The sequence below is a fragment of the Streptomyces sp. NPDC096105 genome, from assembly GCF_044763335.1.
Classification (GTDB): domain Bacteria; phylum Actinomycetota; class Actinomycetes; order Streptomycetales; family Streptomycetaceae; genus Streptomyces.
This window is the reverse complement of record NZ_JBIWGC010000020.1, coordinates 25154-42932: the sequence shown is the minus strand read 5'-3', so window position 1 is coordinate 42932 and position 17779 is coordinate 25154. Positions and strand designations below refer to the sequence as shown.

Genomic DNA, 17779 nt, shown 5'->3' with positions numbered 1-17779 from the left:
CGGGCGGTACCGCGGAGGGCGGGCCTCCACGGCGCGCGGACGGGTTCAGTCGACGGCGCAGCCGCCGCTGACCGCCGGCAGCGGCTCGGGCACGCCCACCTTGGGCAGGCCGAGCAGCACGCCCGCGGGCTTGGCCGCCTTCTCCGTCCTGCGCTTCTCCCAGGCGTCGCCCGCGCGGGTGCGGCGCACGTCGAGGACGGGACCCTCGGCGAGGAGGTGGTGCGGTGCCGCGTAGGTGACCTCGACGGTGACCACGTCGCCGGGGCGGACCTCCTGGTCGGGCTTGGTGAAGTGCACCAGGCGGTTGTCGGGGGCGCGGCCGGAGAGGCGGTGGGTGGTGTCGTCCTTACGGCCCTCGCCCTCGGCGACCATCAGCTCCAGGGTGCGGCCGACCTGCTTCTTGTTCTCCTCCCAGGAGATCTCCTCCTGGAGGGCGACGAGACGCTCGTAGCGCTCCTGGACGACCTGCTTGGGGATCTGCCCGTCCATCTCGGCGGCCGGGGTGCCGGGCCGCTTGGAGTACTGGAAGGTGAACGCCTGGGCGAAGCGGGCCTCGCGGACGACGTGCAGGGTCTGCTGGAAGTCCTCCTCGGTCTCGCCGGGGAAGCCCACGATGATGTCGGTGCTGATCGCCGCGTGCGGGATGGCGGCGCGGACCTTCTCGATGATCCCGAGGAAGCGCTCCTGCCGGTAGGAGCGGCGCATCGCCTTGAGGACGGGGTCGGAGCCGGACTGCAGCGGCATGTGGAGCTGCGGCATCACGTTGGGCGTCTCGGCCATGGCGGCGATGACGTCGTCGGTGAAGTCGCGGGGGTGCGGGGAGGTGAAGCGGACCCGCTCCAGGCCGTCGATCCTCCCGCAGGCGCGCAGCAGCTTGCTGAACGCCTCGCGGTCGCCGATGTCGGAGCCGTAGGCGTTGACGTTCTGGCCGAGCAGGGTGACCTCCGAGACGCCCTCGGCGACCAGGGCCTCGATCTCCGCGAGGATGTCGCCGGGGCGGCGGTCCTTCTCCTTGCCGCGCAGGGCGGGGACGATGCAGAAGGTGCAGGTGTTGTTGCAGCCGACGGAGATCGACACCCAGGCGGCGTAGGCGCTCTCACGCCGGGTGGGCAGCGTGGAGGGGAACGCCTCCAGCGACTCGGCGATCTCGACCTGCGCCTCCTCCTGGACGCGGGCGCGCTCCAGCAGCACCGGCAGCTTGCCGATGTTGTGCGTGCCGAAGACGACGTCCACCCAGGGGGCGCGCTTGACGATGGTGTCCCGGTCCTTCTGCGCGAGGCAGCCGCCGACCGCGATCTGCATGCCGGGGCGGCTCGCCTTCTTCGGCGCGAGGTGGCCCAGGTTGCCGTACAGCTTGTTGTCGGCGTTCTCGCGCACGGCGCAGGTGTTGAACACGACGACGTCGGCGTCGCCGTCGGAGCCCTCGGAGGCGCGGACGTACCCGGCGTCCTCCAGCAGCCCGGCGAGGCGCTCGGAGTCGTGGACGTTCATCTGACACCCGTAGGTGCGAATCTCGTAGGTCCTGGTCGAGAGAACGTCCACGGCGGGGCTCCGGTCACTGCTGCTGGTCATGGCAACAAGGGTAGGCGTTTCCCGGAGCGGCTCCGCCCCGCGTTCCCCCTCGGCCGCGTACCGCCAGGCGGCTCAGCCGCGTACGGCCAGGTGACAGGTGGAAACCCAGAGGGCCGCCGCGCACGCCAGGCCGACCACGAGCTGGACGGTCCCGGCCGGCGGGCCGGCCAGGGCCGGCACGGCGCCGACGGCCGCCACCGCCGTCGTCAGCGCGCCCGTCCACCGGTACTGCCACTGGTCGTACAGCCGGGCGAGCGGGAAGAAGTGCAGCCCCACGACGAGCGCGATGCCGGCCGGGACGAAGGCCGGGCGTCCGGAGGCGTGGGCCGCGGCGACGGCGACGACGGCCAGCGGCTCGCTCCACGGTGGGGCGGTAACGGCCGGCTCGGACATCACCGGGCGGTCCTGTGAGTTCCGCCCTGGTCAGCGGGCCACCGGGCTGGCAGGATCGCGGCCATGTCCCACGTGCTGTCCCCCATCGGCAGGCGGCGGGCCCTGCGGGGCACGGCCGCCGGCCTGGTGGTGCTCGGGCTGCTGCTGTGGTGGCTGGCGCCCTGGCGTGAGGAGCCGCCCGGCGGGACGATCACGATGAGCACGGGCACCCGCGCCGGCGTCTACCAGAAGTACGGCGAGCTGCTGCGCACCGCGCTCGGCAAGGACATGCCCGGTCTGACGGTGCGGCTGGAGACCAGCGACGGCTCCTGGGAGAACGTCCGCCGGGTCGCCACCGGGCAGGCCGACTTCGCCTTCGCGGCGGCCGACGCCGTGGAGACGTACCGGCAGGAGGACCGCACCGGCGCCGGCCGGCTGCGTGGGGTGGCGCGCCTGTACGACGACTACGTGCAGCTCGCCGTCGCGCCCGGCTCGGGCATCCGTACCCTCGCCGACCTGCGGGGCAAGCGGGTCGCCATAGGGCCGCCGAAGTCCGGGGTGCGGCTCATCGCCAACCGGCTGCTGCGGACGGCCGGCATCGACCCGGAGCGGGACATCGTGCCGTCCGCGGACGGCATCGACACCGGCCCCGGGCGCCTGGGGCACGGCCTGGACGCCTTCTTCTGGTCGGGCGGGCTGCCCACGGACGGTCTGAAGACGTATGCCGAGGAGTCCGCGCTGCGGTTCGTGCCGATCGACGCCTCCCTCGTCGCGAAGCTGCACGACCAGGGCGGCGCCACCCGCCACTACCGCGCGACCAACATGCCGGAGTCGGCCTACCCGGGCAGTCAGCTCGGCTCGGCCGTGCCGACCATGGCGGTCTCCAACCTGCTGATCACCCACGCGGACGCGGACCCCCGGCTCACCGAGTGGCTGACCCGGATCGTGCTGAAGAGCCGCGACGGCATAGGCGCCCACGTGCACTCCGCGCAGCTCGTCGACGTGCGCACCGCCATCTACACCGATCCGCTGCGGCTGCACGAGGGCGCCCGCCGGTACTACCGGTCCGTCAAGCCCTGACCGGCCGCCTCCCCCGCGGGGGCGTTGCGCGGCACGGTCACGGTCACCCGCAGTCCGTGCGGCTCGTGCGGCTCGTAGGAGAGGGAGCCGCCGCCCGCTGCGAGCAGGGCCCGGGAGATGGACAGGCCGAGGCCCGAGCCCTTGACGTTCTGGTGCCGCCCGCTGCGCCAGAAGCGGTCGCCGATGCGGGTCAGCTCCTCGTCGGTCAGTCCGGGGCCGTTGTCGGCGACGACGATGGTCGCCGTGTCGCCGTCGGGGGCGACGGTCACCTCGACCGTCTCGCCCGCCGGGGTGAACTTCACGGCGTTGTCGATGACCGCGTCCAGCGCGCTGGACAGCGCCACCGGGTCCGCCCACGCGGTGGTCGGCGGACAGACGCCGGTCAGCGTCACGTCCTTGGCGTCGGCGGACGGCGACCAGGCGGCGACCCGCTCGGCGGCCACGGCGCCGATGTCGACGATCTGCAGGGCGGGCTCGCTGTGCTCGGCGAGGGCCAGGTCGAGCAGGTCGTCCAGGACCTGCGCCAGCCGTCTGCCCTCGGCCTGCACGGAGGCGATCTCCTCGTTGTCCTCGGGCAGTTCCAGGGCGAGCAGTTCGATGCGCAGCAGCAACGCGGACAGCGGGTTGCGCAACTGGTGGGAGGCGTCGGCGACGAAGGCGCGCTGCTGTTCCAGCACGTTCTCGACGTTGTCCGCCATCTCGTTGAAGGAACGCGCGAGCCGGCGCAGCTCGGGGGGTCCGCCGGCCACCGCGACGCGGGACTTCAGGCGGCCGGTGGCGATGTCGTGGGTGGTGGCGTCGAGGACGCGCACCGGCCGCAGCACCCAGCCGGTGAGCCGGAGCGCCGCGCCGACGGCCAGCAGCATCGCGGCCGCCTCCCCCGCGGCGATGACCAGCCAGCCCTGGAGGATGCGGGACCGCATCTGCCCGGTGGGCGAGTCGGTGACCACGACCGCGACGACGTCGCCGTCCCGGATGACCGGCGAGGCGACCACCAGACTGCGCCGCTGCCAGGGCCACACCTGCTCGGGGTCGTGGCTGCGGCGGCTGAGCAGCGCCTCCTTGAAGGCGTCCCGGACCTCGCCGGTGCGGGGCAGGAAGAAGTCCTCCGGGGCGTGCGCCATGGGGGCGTCGTTGCGGTAGAAGACGCCGGCGCGGATGCCGTAGACCTTGTGGTAGCTGCGCAGTTCGCTGCTGAGGGTCTCGCGGCGCTCGTTGACGTCGCCGCCGGAGGTGTCGGCGGGCTCGGTGACGAACTGGGCGAGGGCCGCGAAGCGGGCGGTGTCGTCGATCCGGTCGACGACGACCTTCTGCTGCTGGGCGCCGGCGAGGCTCACCGCGAGCGGCACGCCGAGGGCGAGCAGGACGGCCGCCATCAGGACGATGAGCAGCGGCAGCAGACGTGTGCGCACCCGGCCCCGCTACGCCGTGGGCGCGACGAGCCGGTAGCCGACGCCGCGCACGGTCTCGATCAGGGCGGGCATGCGGAGCTTGGAGCGCAGGGAGGCCACGTGCACCTCCAGGGTGCGGCCGGTCCCCTCCCAGCTGGTGCGCCACACCTCGCTGATGATCTGCTCCCGGCGGAAGACCACCCCCGGACGCTGGGCCAGCAGCGCGAGCAGATCGAACTCCTTCCGGGTGAGCTGGACGGGCGTGCCGTTGACGCTGACCTGCCGGGTGGGCAGCTCGATGCGCACCGGGCCGAGGAGCAGCTCGGTCTCGGTCGAGCCGGTGGGCTCCTCGTGGACGGTGCGGCGGCTGACGGCGTGGATCCGGGCGAGCAGCTCCCCGGTGTCGTACGGCTTCACCACGTAGTCGTCGGCGCCGAGGTTGAGGCCGTGGATGCGGGAGCGCACGTCGGAGCGCGCGGTGACCATGATCACGGGGGTGCCGGTGCGCTTGCGTATCTTGCCGCACACCTCGTATCCGTCCTGGTCGGGCAGGCCCAGGTCGAGCAGGACGACGCCGAAGCCGTCGCTCTCGGGGACGAGAGCCTGCAGGGCCTCCTCGCCGCTGCGCGCGTGGGTGACGTCGAAGCCGTGGCGGGCCAGGACGGCCGACAGGGCCGCGGCGACGTGGTTGTCGTCCTCGACGAGCAGCAGTCTCACCAGGGCCTCCTTCAATTCATCGGCCGTACGTCCGCGGGTGTTTCCCTGCACGTGCGCACGCGGGGTGCACCTTGCAGTCACGCCGATGAGGGACGACCACGTCAAGAGGGTTCCGGTTGCGCTTCGGTACCGTTGTGCGGCCGGGACGCGCCCCTGCTCACAAGTGCTACGACAGGTGTCCGATTGCTATCGGATCGTGATGCTCAGATTCCCCTCAGATGTAATGACGCAGGTCTGAAGGGTTACTACTGTCCTCCGAAACCCGAGGAGGACGGAGCCCGAAAGCGATGACCGAAGTATCGGTGGCCAAGGAAGATGTGGCCGCGACCGGCGATCTGGTCGTCCTGAAGAGCGTCAACAAGCACTTCGGCGCGTTGCACGTTCTCCAGGACATCGACCTCACGGTCGCCCGTGGCGAAGTCGTCGTGGTCATCGGACCCTCCGGGTCCGGGAAGTCCACCCTGTGCCGCACCATCAACCGTCTGGAGACGATCGACTCCGGCTCGATCACGATCGACGGCAAGCCCCTGCCCGACGAGGGCAAGGCGCTGGCGCGGCTCCGTGCCGATGTGGGGATGGTCTTCCAGTCCTTCAATCTCTTCGCGCACAAGACCGTGCTCGAGAACGTGACGCTCGGCCAGGTCAAGGTCCGGAAGAAGGACAAGAAGGAGGCCGAGGAGCGGGCGCGTGCCCTCCTCGACCGGGTCGGCGTGGGCGCGCAGGCCGAGAAGTACCCCGCACAGCTCTCCGGTGGTCAGCAGCAGCGCGTCGCCATCGCGCGGGCCCTGGCGATGGAACCCAAGGTCATGCTCTTCGACGAGCCGACGTCGGCTCTCGACCCCGAGATGATCAACGAGGTTCTCGAGGTCATGCAGCAGCTCGCCCGTGACGGCATGACCATGATCGTCGTCACCCACGAGATGGGCTTCGCGCGTTCGGCCGCGAACCGTGTGGTGTTCATGGCGGACGGCCGCATCGTCGAGCAGGCGACGCCGGACCAGTTCTTCAGCAACCCGCGCAGCGACCGTGCCAAGGACTTCCTGTCGAAGATCCTGCACCACTGAGGCACACCGCCGCGTCCCTGCCGACCTGCGTCACCGGACATTGACCGGGCCGCATCACTTCACCAGTCAAAGGATGTGCACCATGAAGCTCCGCAAGGTCACCGCCGCCTCGGCCACCGTGTTCGCCCTCGCCCTGACCGCCACCGCGTGCGGCGGCGGCGACGGGGACGGCGGGTCGTCGTCCTCGGACGGCGGCAAGGACAAGATCACGATCGGCATCAAGTTCGACCAGCCGGGCCTCGGCCAGAAGACCCCGCAGGGCTACGAGGGCTTCGACGTGGACGTCGCCACCTACGTCGCCGAGAAGCTCGGTTACGAGGAGGACCAGATCGAGTGGAAGGAGTCGAAGAGCGCCGACCGCGAGACCATGCTGCAGCGTGGCGACGTCGACTTCATCGCCGCCACCTACTCGATCACCCCTGAGCGCCAGGAGAAGGTCGACTTCGCCGGTCCGTACCTGCTCGCCCACCAGGACGTGCTGCTCCGCGCCGACGACGACAAGATCAAGTCGCCCGAGGACCTGAACAACGCCAAGCTCTGCTCCGTCACCGGCTCCACCTCGGCGCAGAACATCAAGGAGAAGCTGGCGCCCAAGGCCCAGCTCCAGCCGTACCCGACCTACTCGGCGTGCCTGCCCGGTCTGCAGAACGGCGCCGTGGACGCGCTGACCACGGACGACTCGATCCTCGCCGGCTACGCCGCCCAGGACCAGTTCAAGGGCAAGTTCAAGCTCGGCGGCTTCAAGCTGACGAACGAGAACTACGGCATCGGCGTCAAGAAGGGCAGCGACCTCAAGGACAAGATCAACAAGGCCCTTGAGGAGATGGTCTCCGACGGTAGCTGGGAGACGGCCGTGAAGGAGAACTTCGGCCCGGCCAACTACAAGTACGAGCCCGCGCCGAAGATCGGCGACATCAAGAGCTGAGGCAGCGCCTGACGGAGTGCGCCGCCCCCGATGCGGGGCGGCGCACCGGGGCATGCATCCCTACACGCGGAAGCGCGGGAGATCGTGTTCGACTTTCTTGAAGATTACGACCTGCTGGGGGCCTTCTGGACGACGGTGCAGCTCGCTGTGCTCTCCGCCGTCGGCTCCCTGATCTGGGGCACCCTGCTGGCCGCCATGCGCGTCGGCCCGGTGCCGCTGATGCGCGGCTTCGGGACCGCGTACGTGAACATCGTGCGGAACATCCCGCTGACGGTCATCATCCTGTTCACGTCGCTCGGCCTGAACCAGACCCTGGGCGCCACGCTCGGCGCGGACGACTTCGAAACGATCAACTTCCGGCTCGCCGTCCTCGGTCTGATCCTGTACACCTCGGCCTTCGTGTGCGAGGCGCTGCGCTCCGGCATCAACACCGTGCCGGTCGGCCAGGCCGAGGCCGCCCGCGCGCTCGGCCTCAGCTTCAACCAGGTGCTGGGTCTCGTGGTGCTGCCCCAGGCGTTCCGTTCGTCCGTCGGGCCGCTGGCGAACGTCCTCATCGCGCTCATCAAGAACACCACGGTGGCCGCCGCCATCGGCGTCGCCGAGGCGGCGCTGCTGATGAAGGAGATGATCGAGAACGAGGCGCAGCTGCTGCTGATCTCCGCGGTCATCGCGTTCGGTTTCGTGGTTCTGACGCTGCCGACCGGCCTGTTCCTCGGCTGGGTGGGCAAGAAGGTGGCGGTGAAGCGATGAGCTCCGTTCTCTACGACGCCCAGGGCCCCCGCGCCAAGCGGCGGAACATCATCTTCACGGCGGTGTTCCTGGTCGCTCTCGCCGCCCTCCTCTGGTGGGTGTTCAGCACCCTCAACGACAAGGGCCAGCTCGAGTGGGCCCTGTGGAAGCCGTTCTTCACCGGCACCGAGGCCTGGACCACGTACATCTGGCCGGGTCTGCAGAACACGCTGAAGGCCGCCGTCCTCGCGGTGGTCATCGCACTGCCGCTCGGCGCGGTCCTCGGCATCGCCCGCCTGTCCGACCACGCCTGGGTCCGGATCCCCGCCGGTGTCGTGGTGGAGTTCTTCCGCGCCATCCCCGTGCTGGTCCTGATGATCTTCGGCCTGGCGCTGTTCGCCGAGTACACCAACGTCAGTTCCGACGACCGTCCGCTGTACGCGGTTGTCACGGGTCTGGTCCTCTACAACGCCTCCGTCCTCGCGGAGATCGTGCGCGCCGGCATCCTGTCCCTGCCCAAGGGCCAGTCCGAGGCCGCGATGGCGATCGGCCTGCGCAAGAACCAGCTCATGCGGCTGGTCCTGCTGCCGCAGGCGGTCACCGCGATGCTCCCGGCCATCGTCAGCCAGCTCGTCGTCATCGTGAAGGACACCGCCCTGGGCGGCGCCGTCCTCACCTTCCCCGAGCTCCTCGCCTCGGCCAACACGATGAGCGGCTACTACGGCGCCAACGTGATCGCCAGCTTCACCGTGGTCGCCGTGCTCTTCATCGCGCTCAACTTCGCCCTGACCTCCTTCGCCTCCTGGCTCGAGGCACGGCTGCGACGCAGCAAGCGCGGTACGGGTGCGGTGCTCGGCGTCGACGACGTGGACGACATCAACGCGGCCGAGGTCGGCGGTCCGCACAAGACCGACGGCGTCTGACGCGCGTCCGCCCGTGACACGACTGTGGCCCGCCGGGAACGGCGGGCCACAGTCGTGCCGGTGACCGGCCGTCATCACCGTGACGGGTGAGCGGTGCGCCCCGGACCCACGTGAGGAACTGTCATGTGCCGGGACCGCTTCCGCAGCGGCTCATGATCGCCACTGCCCTTCGGTCACTTGACGCAAGCACCGGCAATGGGTTGCATACGTTCTGTGATCGTGCACCCTGCTCCATCTCCCTGTTCCCCCACGTCCTCCCCGACGTCATTCCGAGCAGGGGGCGCCGCGCCGTGGACCCGGTGATCGTCGTCGGAGCGGGGCCCGTCGGGCTCACGCTGGCGCTGGCGCTGGCGCGTCAGGACGTGCCGTGCGTGGTCCTCGACGAGGGGCCGGGCAAGGACGAACCCCGTCCCGCCCGCACCGTCGTGCTGCGTGAGGACACCGCCGCGCTGATGGAGCGGCTGACCGGCCTGTCCCTCGGCCACGCGGGCTTCCGTTGGGCCGGATGGCGGTCGATGCGGCGCAAGCAGGTGACGGGCGAGGTCGCCTTCCAGGACGCTGAGGCCGCTCCCCTGCACATCGCCCAGCACGTCCTGACCGGCGCGCTGCGCGCGGTGCTGGAGAACGAACGGCTCGTCGAGATCGTCGCCGACAGCCGGCTGGACACCATAGAGCAGGAACGCTCCGGCGTCACCGCCCGCACCCGGGGCTCCTCCGGCACCTGGTGGCGCGGCAGTTACCTGGTCGGCTGCGACGGCCCGCGCTCCACCGTGCGCAAACTCCAGGACATCCGCTTCCCCGGCCGCACCGCGGTCGAACGTCACGCCGTCGCCGCCCTGCGCACCGAACTCCCCTGGCAGGACGAGGCGCTGCTGCACCGCTCGCCGCCGTGGCGCACGTCCGGCCCCTTCGCCGGCGAGATCACCGCACGCCCGTTGCCGGACGGGGTGTGGCGGCTGGACTGGCTGCTGCCGCCCGGCAAGGACCTGGTCACCCCCGAGATGCTGCTCACCCGCATCCGGGAGACCCTGGCCGGCTGGAACGGCGGCTCGGTGCCGCCGTACGAACTGCTCGACACCGGGGTGCACACCGTCCACCACCGGCTGGCCCGGCGCTGGCGGGCCGACCGCGTCTTCCTCGCCGGGGACGCGGCGCACCTGCTCGGCGCGCTGGGCACGCACGGGCTGGACGAAGGGCTGCGCGACGCCGACAACCTCGCCTGGAAACTGGCCCTGGCCTGGCACCACGGCCCGCACGACGCGCTGCTCGACAGCTATCAGACCGAGCGTCGCGCCATCGTCGCCTCCCGGCTGCGCGCCGCCGACCAGGCACTGCCGCTGCTGCGCGGCGGCGGAGGGCTGCGCGCCTACGTCCCCGGCTCCTCGCGCGGCCTCGACACGCTCCTGATGGACGGTCACCTCGGGCGGGGCGCGCTGGGCGCGCCCGGCACGTACGCCGACTCGCCGCTCGCGCCCGGCCCTCTGGAGGGCGAGGCGCCGGTCGGCACGGCGCCGGGGGCGGCGGTCACGGACGTGGTCGTCACCGCCGAGGACGGCACCTTCGTCCGGCTACGGGACCGGCTCGGGCGGAGTGCCCTGCTGGTGGTGCTGGTCGCGCCGGGCACCGGGGTGTGGGAACGCCGGCACTGGGTGTCCGCCGGGATCATGCCGCGGCTGGCGGCCGCCGTCTCCGCGCTGCCGCACCGCGCGGAACTGCTGGTCACCGAGAGCTATCCGGGCGCGGCGGCCCACACGGTCCTGCTCGTCCGCCCCGACGGACACCTCGTCACGGCGCTGAGCGGGGTCCGCCCGGCGGACATGTACGCGGCGGCGGAGGCGGCCCTCGGCGGACCGGCGGTCTCGGCGGAGTCGAGGGACGCGGGAGACCCGGGCGATGCGGGGGCGAAGGCCAGGGAGGACGCGAGGGCGGGGTCTCGGTGAGGTGGGGCGCCTGCTGGGGGCGGGCCTTGGTCTGGGCGTGAGCGCCCCGGCGCGTTGGGGTGCGCTGAGGGCGGGGGCGCCTGGAGCGAGGGTGCGCTGGGCGTGGTGCGGCTGAACACGGTGCCGTTGAGCGGCGGCTTCCAGGCCTGGCGGGCGTCCGCACCACTGGTGACACCGGCAGCCGCGCAGGCGGAGCACCCGTCTCCGGCTGCCCGCTCAGTACCCCTCGTCACCGAGGAACTCGGTGGCCTCGCCCTCCTCCTCCAGCGCCTGGCGGACCACGCGCAGGGCGAGGCCCTCCGGATAGCCCTTGCGGGCGAGCATGCCGGCGAGGCGGCGTATCCGCTTGTCGCGGTCGAGTCCGCGGGTGGCGCGCAGCTTGCGCGCGACCAGTTCGCGGGCGGTCTCCTCCTCCTGCTCGGAGTCGAGCCGGGAGACGGCCTCGTCGACCAGCGCGGGGTCCACGCCCTTGGTGCGCAGCTCACGCGCGAGGGCGCGCCGGGCCAGCCCGCGGCCGTGGTGCCGGGACTCCACCCAGGCGTCCGCGAAGGCGCTGTCGTTGATCAGTCCGACCTCCTCGAACCGGGACAGCACCTCCTCGGCGGCCTCGTCGGGGATCTCCCGCTTGCGGAGGGCGTCGGCGAGCTGCTTGCGGGTGCGCGGGGTCCCGGTGAGCAGCCGCAGGCAGATCGCCCGCGCCCGCTCCACCGGGTCCCCCGGAGGTTCCTCCCGCTCTGCCCTCACCGATGCGGAGGCGCCTCCGTCCGCCGCGGCCGCCTCGCCGAAGGAGCGGCGCCGGCGTCCGCGTGCACCGTGCGGCCCGCCGTCACGCGAGCCACCCGTCCGTGCCGTACGACCGCCGCCACCGTCCGCGTCCGGGTGGCCGGGGTCCGCGCCGTCGCCGTACGCCGTGTCACCGCCGACGGCCGGGTCCTCGCCGCCCACGGTGTCCCTCCCCCGTGGGACACCGGGAGCGTCGTACTCGTACTCGGCCCAGTCGGTTCGCCGGGTCACGGGTCAGCTCTTGGCCGCCGGGGCCTTGGACTTGGAGCCCTTGGCCGCCGGGGCCGGTACCGCCGCGGGCTCGGCCGGAGCGGCGCCCGCGGCGTCCGCGCCCGCCTCGGCGGGGGTCTCCTCGGGCCGGACGCCCACGCCCAGCTTCTCCTTGATCTTCTTCTCGATCTCGTTGGCGAGGTCGGGGTTGTCCTTCAGGAAGTTGCGGGCGTTCTCCTTGCCCTGGCCGAGCTGGTCGCCCTCGTAGGTGTACCAGGCGCCGGCCTTGCGGACGAAGCCGTGCTCCACGCCCATGTCGATCAGACCGCCCTCGCGGCTGATGCCCTGGCCGTAGAGGATGTCGAACTCGGCCTGCTTGAAGGGCGGCGCGACCTTGTTCTTGACGACCTTGCAGCGGGTGCGGTTGCCGACCGCCTCGGTGCCGTCCTTGAGGGTCTCGATGCGGCGGATGTCGATACGCACGGAGGCGTAGAACTTCAGCGCGCGGCCACCGGTCGTGGTCTCCGGGGAGCCGAACATCACTCCGATCTTCTCGCGGAGCTGGTTGATGAAGATCGCGGTGGTCTTGGACTGGTTGAGCGCGCTGGTGATCTTCCGCAGGGCCTGGCTCATCAGACGGGCCTGCAGACCCACGTGGCTGTCGCCCATCTCGCCCTCGATCTCCGCGCGGGGGACGAGCGCCGCGACGGAGTCGATGACGATGAGGTCGAGGGCTCCGGAGCGGACCAGCATGTCCACGATCTCCAGGGCCTGCTCGCCGTTGTCCGGCTGGGACAGGATGAGGTTGTCGATGTCGACGCCGAGCTTCTTCGCGTACTCGGGGTCGAGGGCGTGCTCCGCGTCCACGAACGCGACCTGGCCGCCGGCCTTCTGCGCGTTCGCCACCGCGTGCAGGGTCAGGGTCGTCTTGCCGGAGGACTCCGGTCCGTAGATCTCCACCACGCGGCCGCGCGGCAGACCGCCGACGCCGAGGGCCACGTCGAGCGCGGTCGATCCGGTCGGGATGACCTCGATGGGCTCCTTCGACCGCTCGCCCATGCGCATGACCGCGCCCTTGCCGAATTGCCGTTCAATCTGTGCGAGCGCGGCGTCGAGCGCCTTCTCGCGGTCGGTTCCTGCCATGGGTTCCACCCGATTTGCTTGAGTCGATCGCTTCACGTCAAAGACGCTAACGCCTGCCACTGACAACGCGCCCCGACGCACGTCCGGCCTGTGGATAACCCGGGCCCATATCCGCCCCGACGGGGACAGAACGCCCGGAGTTGAGCCTCACCGGCTCCTTCATAAGAATAGATGTTCGATTTTTGTGTCAAGCCGAACCACCGGACCCCCGAGCCCCCGGACCCCCTCGTCGCCGGGGCCCGCCCCGCGGTGCCGGAAGCCCCGGGCCCTCACGCCCCGGCCGTCCCGCCGTCCCCCCTGCCGGTCGTGCCGGAGCCGGGCGCGCCCGCACCGGCCGTCCCGGCACCGCTCGGCCCGGCACCGGCCGGTTCCGGGCGCCGCTGTGCCCACAGGCCCCGGACGCGGCGGCCGAGGGCGCCCGGGCCGCCGGAGCCGCGGTGGCCGAGGACCCTCGGGTCGTCGGTGACGTCGTACCGCTTCACGTACGCGCCGAGGAACGCCTGGAGCGTGGCGACGGCGGGGATGGCGATCAGGGCGCCCACGGCGCCGAGCAGGGCGGTGCCCGCGATGACGGAGCCGAAGGCGACCGCCGGGTGGATGTCGACGGTCCGGGCGGTCAGCTTGGGCTGCAGCACGTAGTTCTCGAACTGCTGGTAGACCACCACGAACACCAGCACCCACACCGCGTACCAGGGCGCGACCGCGAAGGCGATCAGCATGGGCAGCGCACCGGCCAGATATGTGCCGATGGTGGGGATGAACTGCGACACCAGCCCCACCCACACCGCCAGCACGGGGGCGTAGGGCACGTCGAGGAACTCGAGCAGGACGTAGTGCGCGAGGCCCGAGACGAGGGCCATCAGACCGCGCGAGTAGAGATAGCCGCCCGTCTTGTTCACGGCGATCTCCCAGGCGCGCAGCACCTCGGTCTGCCGGGCCGGCGGCAGGACGGAGCAGATGGTGCGGCGCAGCCGGGGCCCGTCGGCGGCGAAGTAGAACGAGAACAGGCCGATGGTCAGCAGCCGGAAGAGCCCGCCGAGCACCTGGGCGGACACGTCCAGCACGCCGGTGGCGCTGTTCTGCACGTAATTGCGCAGCCAGTCGGACCTCAGCAGGTTCTCCTGGATGTCGACGCGCCGCAGTTCGGTGTGGAAGTGGGCGTTGACCCAGTTGATCACCGAGTCGAGGTACTGCGGGAAGTCCTCGACGATCGTGATGATCTGCTCCGCGAGCATCGAGCCGAGCAGCGTGACGAACCCCGCCCCCACGACCAGGACGCCCAGGAGGACGAGGAAGGTGCCGAGACCCCGCCGCACACCGCGCGCGGCCATCCAGCTCACCGCGGGTTCCACGGCGAGCGCCAGGAAGAAGGCGATCAGGATGTTGATGAGCAGCCCGGTGAGCTGGTGGAAGGCCCAACTGCCGAGCTGGAACACGGCGACCAGGGCGAGCGCGAGCACCATGGCGCGCGGCAGCCACCGCGGCATGCGGGCGCTCGGCCGGGGTGCGGGGTCCGCCGGCGGGCCTGTGGGCGGGGGTGCGCCGGGCACGGTCGTGTTCTGGCCCGCGGGCCCGGTCTCGTCGGTGGCTGCCACGGCCCAAGTCTCACCCACGGCCGCGACACCTGTCCGCTCCCGTGGGATCTATGTGACGATCAGCGCAGTTCCCGGGGGACGCCCATCACGGAGCAGACCACCTGCCAGACGTCCTTGGCGTCCCAGCCGGCCGCCAGCGCCTCGTGGACGGTCCGTCCGCCGAGTTCGGACATGACATGGTCGCGCGCGAAGGTGTCGGCGTAGCCCGCGCCGAAGTACTCCGTCATGCGCTCCCAGAAAACCGTCAACCGCATGCCTCCCAGTATCCCGCCTGCGAGGGTGCCACCGGCCCACGGGCCCTGCGGGACTCCGTGGTGCCCCTACGGTCGGTGCCATGGCCGACACCGCAGCCGTACCGCTCACCCCGACACCCTCGTCGCAGGGCGCGCTCGCGCGCGCGGAGCGCTTCGTGTGGCTCACCGCGCGCGTCCTGGAGCAGCGCCTGTTCGCCCACCACTTCCGCGACGGCGCCGCAGGCCCCGTGGAGACGGCGCTGGCGGCGTACCGGAACGACGACGGCGGCTACGGTCACGCGCTGGAGCCCGCCCTGCGCGGACCGGCCAGCCTGCCCGCCCACATCGCACGCGCGCTGCGCGTGCTCGACGCGGTGGGACGCTGCGACGCGCGCCGCGCGGAGGACGTGTGCCGCTATCTGACGTCCGTCTCGACGGCGGACGGTGCGCTCCCGTGCGTTCGCCCGGCCGGGAGCGGCGACGATCCGGCCGACGCGCCCGGCTCGCTGCCGGCCACCGCGCCGGTGGTGGGGCTGCTGCACCGCAACGAGGTGTGGCACCCGTGGCTGTTCCGCGCGACCCACTTCTGCCGGCAGGCCGTGGAGTCGCTGGAGACGGCACGCTCCGACGAGGTGGAGGCCGCCGTGCTCTTCCTCGACCACGCCCCGGACCGCGCCCGCGCGGAGGGCGCCGCCGAGCGGCTGGGCCGCCTGGTGCGCCGGGAGCGGCTGGTGGAGCTCGACCCGGACGGCCCCGGCGCGCAACGGGGCGCCCCCGGCCGCACCCCGGGCGACCGCCGCTTCCCGCACGACTACGCGCGGACGCCGGACTCACTGGCGCGCGCGTGGTTCACCGACGCGGAGATGGATCGTTCCCTGGACTGCCTCGCGGCCGGGCAGCAGGACGACGGAGGCTGGCCCGTCCGCCGGTCCCCGGACGCTTCCGAACCCGCCCCGGGCGCCCTCGCGGAGTCCCGCCCCATCGCGACGATCGAGGCACTGCGCACCCTGGCCGCGTACGGCCGCCCCCTCGCCTGAGGCGCACGGCAGCCCGCGAGAGGACCGGACGAGGCCGCCTCGCCTCACCCGCCCAGGGCCCGCACCCCCGCCGTCACGAGCACGGCCGCCGCCACCACGAGCAGGAACGGCGCACGCAGCAGGAGCGCCACGGCGGCGGCCGCCAGACCGGCGGCCCGCGCGTCCAGCACCAGGGCACGTCCGTCCGCGAAGGCCTGCTGGGCCGTGAGGGCGGCGAGCAGGGCGACGGGCAGCAGCGCGGCGAGCCGGCGCACGAGGGGCCGTTCGAGGGCCCCGGCGGGCACCAGCAGCCCGGCGAGCTTCACGGCGTAGCAGCCGACGACGGTCAGGCCGATCGCGAGCCAGATGGTCACCGCTCCTCCTCCCTCATGTGGTCGCGCGACGCGTTCCTGCGGCCGTGCGCCCACAGGACGACCGGTGCCGCGAGCGCGGCCACCAGGACCGGGACGCCGGCGGGCAGGACGGGCAGCAGGCCGAGCCCCAGCAGCACGGCGAGCGCGGCGGCGGCCCGCCCGGCGCCGGTCCGCAGCATGGGCGCGAGCAACGCCAGGAAAACGGCGGGTCCGGCCGCGTCCAGGCCCCACGCGTCGGTGTCCCCGATGGCGTCCGCGCCCAGCGCGCCGAGCAGTGTCGTGAGGTTCCACAGGATGTAGAGGCTGAGCCCGGTGACCAGGAAGCCGATGCGGGCGCTGCGCCGGGTGGGCTGGGCGAGCGAGACGGCGGCGGTCTCGTCGATCACCCACTGCGCGGCGAACGGCCGCACCGCGCGGGGCAGCGCCAGCAGCTGCGACAGCCGCAGCCCGTAGAAGGCGTTGCGCACGCCCAGGAAGAACGCGCCCGCGGCGGCCGTGACGGCTCCGCCGCCCGCTGCCAGCGCTCCCACCAGGGCGAACTGGGAGGCGCCGGTGAACACCAGCAGGCTGAGCGCGCAGGTCTGGAGCAGGCTGAGCCCGTTGCCCGCCGCGGTCACGCCGAAGGCGAACCCGGAGAGTCCGACGGCGACCCCGACACCGAGGGCGTCCCGCACGACGGCGCCGTCCGGCTTCCCTCCGCCCTCGGGGAGTGCGTTGCCTCCCGCCTCAGGAGGTGCGTTCCCTCCGATGTCGGACCGTATGTCCGTGTGCTGTGCTGTCCGTTCCGCTGCCACGCCCCGGACGCTACGGAAAGGCCGCCGCGCGCGTCTTGTACGTTCTTGCGCTCGCGCTGGTAGGCGCCCGGCGGGACGCCGACGATGCGGCCGAAGTGCCGGTTGAGGTGCGGCTGGTCGGTGAAGCCCACGGTGACGGCCGCCTCGGACGGTGTCGTCCCGGCGTCCAGCAGCCGCCGGGCCCTCCGTACGCGCGCGTCGGTGAGCCAGGTGTGCGGGGGCATGCCGTAGGAGTCGCGGAAGGCGCGCAGCAGGGCGAACGGGCTGGTGCCGAGGTCGGCGGCGAGCTGCTCCAGGGTGGGCGGGGCGGCCATGCGCTCCTCGAGCACGGCACGCGCGCGTGCCGCGGTCCGGGCGCCGGCCGTGCGGACCTCACGCCGGGGCAGGGCGCCGCCGTTCAGCCGCAGCAGCCGGGTCACCACGACCCGCAGCAGGGTGTCGGCGGCGAGCGCGTTGCCCTCGTCGGTGGCCCGGAGCACGCGGTGGACGAGCCGGACCGTGTAGGGGTCCTCGAGGACCGGCGTGACGAAACCCGGGGTGCCGCGCAGGGTGGTGGTCTCGGCGGCGATCGCGGCCACCACGTCCGGCGAGGGGTAGACGGCCCCGTACTGCCAGCCCTCGGGAACGCCCGCCCGGCCGGTGTGAGGCGTGTCGGGGTTGACCAGGGCGAGGGCGCCGACGCCCGCGTACTGGTCGGTGCCGCCGTGGTGGAAGACCTCGACGCCGTCGGCGATGGCGGCGATCACGAAGTGTTCGTGGGTGTGCCGGACGAACGACTTGCGGATGTAGCGGGCACGCAGCAGGTCGACACCGGGCAGTTCCTCGTACCGCCAGTGCCGCGCCCGTTCCCCGCGCGATTCCGCCATACCGTCATTGTCACGCGGCCCGTCCGGTGCCCCGGACCGGCCCGATTGTCAG

General features: G+C 72.2%; 18 protein-coding genes. 7 read left to right on the top strand and 11 right to left on the bottom strand.

Going from position 1 to position 17779, the window contains the following annotated elements; all coding sequences use genetic code 11:
• Positions 1–45: 45 nt before the first annotated feature.
• Positions 46–1572 (bottom strand): tRNA (N6-isopentenyl adenosine(37)-C2)-methylthiotransferase MiaB, encoded by a 1527-nt coding sequence (gene miaB, locus ACIQ8B_RS26080; protein ID WP_403550065.1) that lies wholly within the window; start codon positions 1570–1572, stop codon positions 46–48.
• A 72-nt stretch (positions 1573–1644) separates the two neighbouring features.
• Complete coding sequence (locus ACIQ8B_RS26075) at positions 1645–1965, bottom strand: hypothetical protein (RefSeq protein WP_403550063.1); 321 nt, start codon at positions 1963–1965, stop codon at positions 1645–1647.
• A 63-nt stretch (positions 1966–2028) separates the two neighbouring features.
• Between ACIQ8B_RS26075 and ACIQ8B_RS26070 the strand changes: the two genes are divergently transcribed.
• On the top strand, positions 2029–3024 hold the full coding sequence (locus tag ACIQ8B_RS26070; protein ID WP_290011765.1) for a TAXI family TRAP transporter solute-binding subunit: 996 nt from the start codon (positions 2029–2031) through the stop codon (positions 3022–3024).
• Here the strand turns inward: ACIQ8B_RS26070 and ACIQ8B_RS26065 are convergent.
• Together ACIQ8B_RS26065 and ACIQ8B_RS26060 are read right to left on the bottom strand one after the other, a co-directional pair.
• Entirely contained in the window at positions 3003–4436 is a 1434-nt protein-coding gene (locus ACIQ8B_RS26065; protein WP_403550060.1) for a sensor histidine kinase, read from the bottom strand. The two genes, ACIQ8B_RS26070 and ACIQ8B_RS26065, sit on opposite strands and share 22 nt — an antisense overlap.
• A 9-nt stretch (positions 4437–4445) precedes the next feature.
• Complete coding sequence (locus ACIQ8B_RS26060; RefSeq protein WP_106416222.1) at positions 4446–5132, bottom strand: response regulator transcription factor; 687 nt, start codon at positions 5130–5132, stop codon at positions 4446–4448.
• Between the two features lie 287 nt (positions 5133–5419).
• Here ACIQ8B_RS26060 and ACIQ8B_RS26055 point away from each other — a divergent pair, with 287 nt between their 5' ends.
• The 5 genes from ACIQ8B_RS26055 (at position 5420) to ACIQ8B_RS26035 (ending at position 10713) form a co-directional block, all read left to right on the top strand.
• Positions 5420–6196, top strand: a complete 777-nt coding sequence (locus ACIQ8B_RS26055; protein WP_290011298.1) for an amino acid ABC transporter ATP-binding protein — start codon at positions 5420–5422, stop codon at positions 6194–6196.
• Positions 6197–6278: 82 nt separating this feature from the next.
• The gene (locus ACIQ8B_RS26050; RefSeq protein ID WP_290011299.1) at positions 6279–7121 is read left to right on the top strand and encodes a glutamate ABC transporter substrate-binding protein; all 843 of its coding nucleotides are present in this window, start codon (positions 6279–6281) and stop codon (positions 7119–7121) included.
• Between the two features lie 84 nt (positions 7122–7205).
• A complete protein-coding gene (locus ACIQ8B_RS26045; RefSeq protein ID WP_106412132.1) occupies positions 7206–7871 on the top strand; it encodes an amino acid ABC transporter permease in 666 nt (221 codons plus the stop codon).
• Positions 7868–8773, top strand: a complete 906-nt coding sequence (locus tag ACIQ8B_RS26040) for an amino acid ABC transporter permease (protein WP_290011300.1) — start codon at positions 7868–7870, stop codon at positions 8771–8773. The genes ACIQ8B_RS26045 and ACIQ8B_RS26040 overlap by 4 nt, the downstream gene beginning before the upstream one ends.
• Positions 8774–9063: 290 nt before the next feature.
• Positions 9064–10713 carry an FAD-dependent monooxygenase gene (locus tag ACIQ8B_RS26035; protein WP_403550056.1) on the top strand — a complete coding sequence of 550 codons (1650 nt, stop codon included), beginning with the start codon at positions 9064–9066 and terminating at the stop codon, positions 10711–10713.
• A 216-nt stretch (positions 10714–10929) separates the two neighbouring features.
• Here ACIQ8B_RS26035 and recX read toward each other — a convergent pair whose 3' ends face one another.
• From recX to ACIQ8B_RS26015, 4 genes are all read right to left on the bottom strand, one after another.
• Positions 10930–11727 carry a recombination regulator RecX gene (gene recX / locus ACIQ8B_RS26030; RefSeq protein WP_403550054.1) on the bottom strand — a complete coding sequence of 266 codons (798 nt, stop codon included), beginning with the start codon at positions 11725–11727 and terminating at the stop codon, positions 10930–10932.
• A gap of 3 nt (positions 11728–11730) precedes the next feature.
• Positions 11731–12849, bottom strand: coding sequence for a recombinase RecA (gene recA / locus ACIQ8B_RS26025; RefSeq protein WP_290011303.1), 1119 nt, complete (start codon positions 12847–12849; stop codon positions 11731–11733).
• A 269-nt stretch (positions 12850–13118) separates the two neighbouring features.
• Positions 13119–14444 (bottom strand): AI-2E family transporter, encoded by a 1326-nt coding sequence (locus ACIQ8B_RS26020; RefSeq protein WP_403550052.1) that lies wholly within the window; start codon positions 14442–14444, stop codon positions 13119–13121.
• 59 nt (positions 14445–14503) lie between these two features.
• Positions 14504–14698, bottom strand: a complete 195-nt coding sequence (locus ACIQ8B_RS26015; protein WP_093765185.1) for a DUF3046 domain-containing protein — start codon at positions 14696–14698, stop codon at positions 14504–14506.
• Positions 14699–14778: 80 nt separating this feature from the next.
• Between ACIQ8B_RS26015 and ACIQ8B_RS26010 the strand changes: the two genes are divergently transcribed.
• Positions 14779–15714 (top strand): hypothetical protein, encoded by a 936-nt coding sequence (locus ACIQ8B_RS26010; RefSeq protein ID WP_403550050.1) that lies wholly within the window; start codon positions 14779–14781, stop codon positions 15712–15714.
• Positions 15715–15758: 44 nt separating this feature from the next.
• On the opposite strand, the gene ACIQ8B_RS26005 is transcribed toward ACIQ8B_RS26010, so the two are convergent.
• The 3 genes from ACIQ8B_RS26005 to ACIQ8B_RS25995 are packed head-to-tail and all read right to left on the bottom strand — an operon-like array spanning position 15759 to position 17727.
• Complete coding sequence (locus ACIQ8B_RS26005; RefSeq protein WP_403550048.1) at positions 15759–16067, bottom strand: AzlD domain-containing protein; 309 nt, start codon at positions 16065–16067, stop codon at positions 15759–15761.
• Positions 16064–16741: an AzlC family ABC transporter permease gene (locus ACIQ8B_RS26000; protein WP_403550046.1), complete on the bottom strand. Its 678-nt coding sequence runs from the start codon at positions 16739–16741 to the stop codon at positions 16064–16066. The genes ACIQ8B_RS26005 and ACIQ8B_RS26000 overlap by 4 nt, the downstream gene beginning before the upstream one ends.
• Positions 16681–17727 (bottom strand): AraC family transcriptional regulator, encoded by a 1047-nt coding sequence (locus ACIQ8B_RS25995; protein WP_290011308.1) that lies wholly within the window; start codon positions 17725–17727, stop codon positions 16681–16683. Before ACIQ8B_RS25995 ends, ACIQ8B_RS26000 begins: the two co-directional genes overlap by 61 nt.
• Between the last annotated feature and the right edge of the window lie 52 nt (positions 17728–17779).

Excerpts from the sequence above, each read along its gene's own strand:
- miaB (WP_403550065.1), bottom strand. The coding sequence starts at position 1,572 with ATGACCAGCAGCAGTGACCGGAGCCCCGCCGTGGACGTTCTCTCGACC.
- ACIQ8B_RS26075 (WP_403550063.1), bottom strand. The coding sequence starts at position 1,965 with ATGTCCGAGCCGGCCGTTACCGCCCCACCGTGGAGCGAGCCGCTGGCC.
- ACIQ8B_RS26070 (WP_290011765.1), top strand. The coding sequence starts at position 2,029 with ATGTCCCACGTGCTGTCCCCCATCGGCAGGCGGCGGGCCCTGCGGGGC.
- ACIQ8B_RS26055 (WP_290011298.1), top strand. The coding sequence starts at position 5,420 with ATGACCGAAGTATCGGTGGCCAAGGAAGATGTGGCCGCGACCGGCGAT.
- ACIQ8B_RS26050 (WP_290011299.1), top strand. The coding sequence starts at position 6,279 with ATGAAGCTCCGCAAGGTCACCGCCGCCTCGGCCACCGTGTTCGCCCTC.
- ACIQ8B_RS26040 (WP_290011300.1), top strand. The coding sequence starts at position 7,868 with ATGAGCTCCGTTCTCTACGACGCCCAGGGCCCCCGCGCCAAGCGGCGG.
- recA (WP_290011303.1), bottom strand. The coding sequence starts at position 12,849 with ATGGCAGGAACCGACCGCGAGAAGGCGCTCGACGCCGCGCTCGCACAG.
- ACIQ8B_RS26015 (WP_093765185.1), bottom strand. The coding sequence starts at position 14,698 with ATGCGGTTGACGGTTTTCTGGGAGCGCATGACGGAGTACTTCGGCGCG.
- ACIQ8B_RS26010 (WP_403550050.1), top strand. The coding sequence starts at position 14,779 with ATGGCCGACACCGCAGCCGTACCGCTCACCCCGACACCCTCGTCGCAG.
- ACIQ8B_RS25995 (WP_290011308.1), bottom strand. The coding sequence starts at position 17,727 with ATGGCGGAATCGCGCGGGGAACGGGCGCGGCACTGGCGGTACGAGGAA.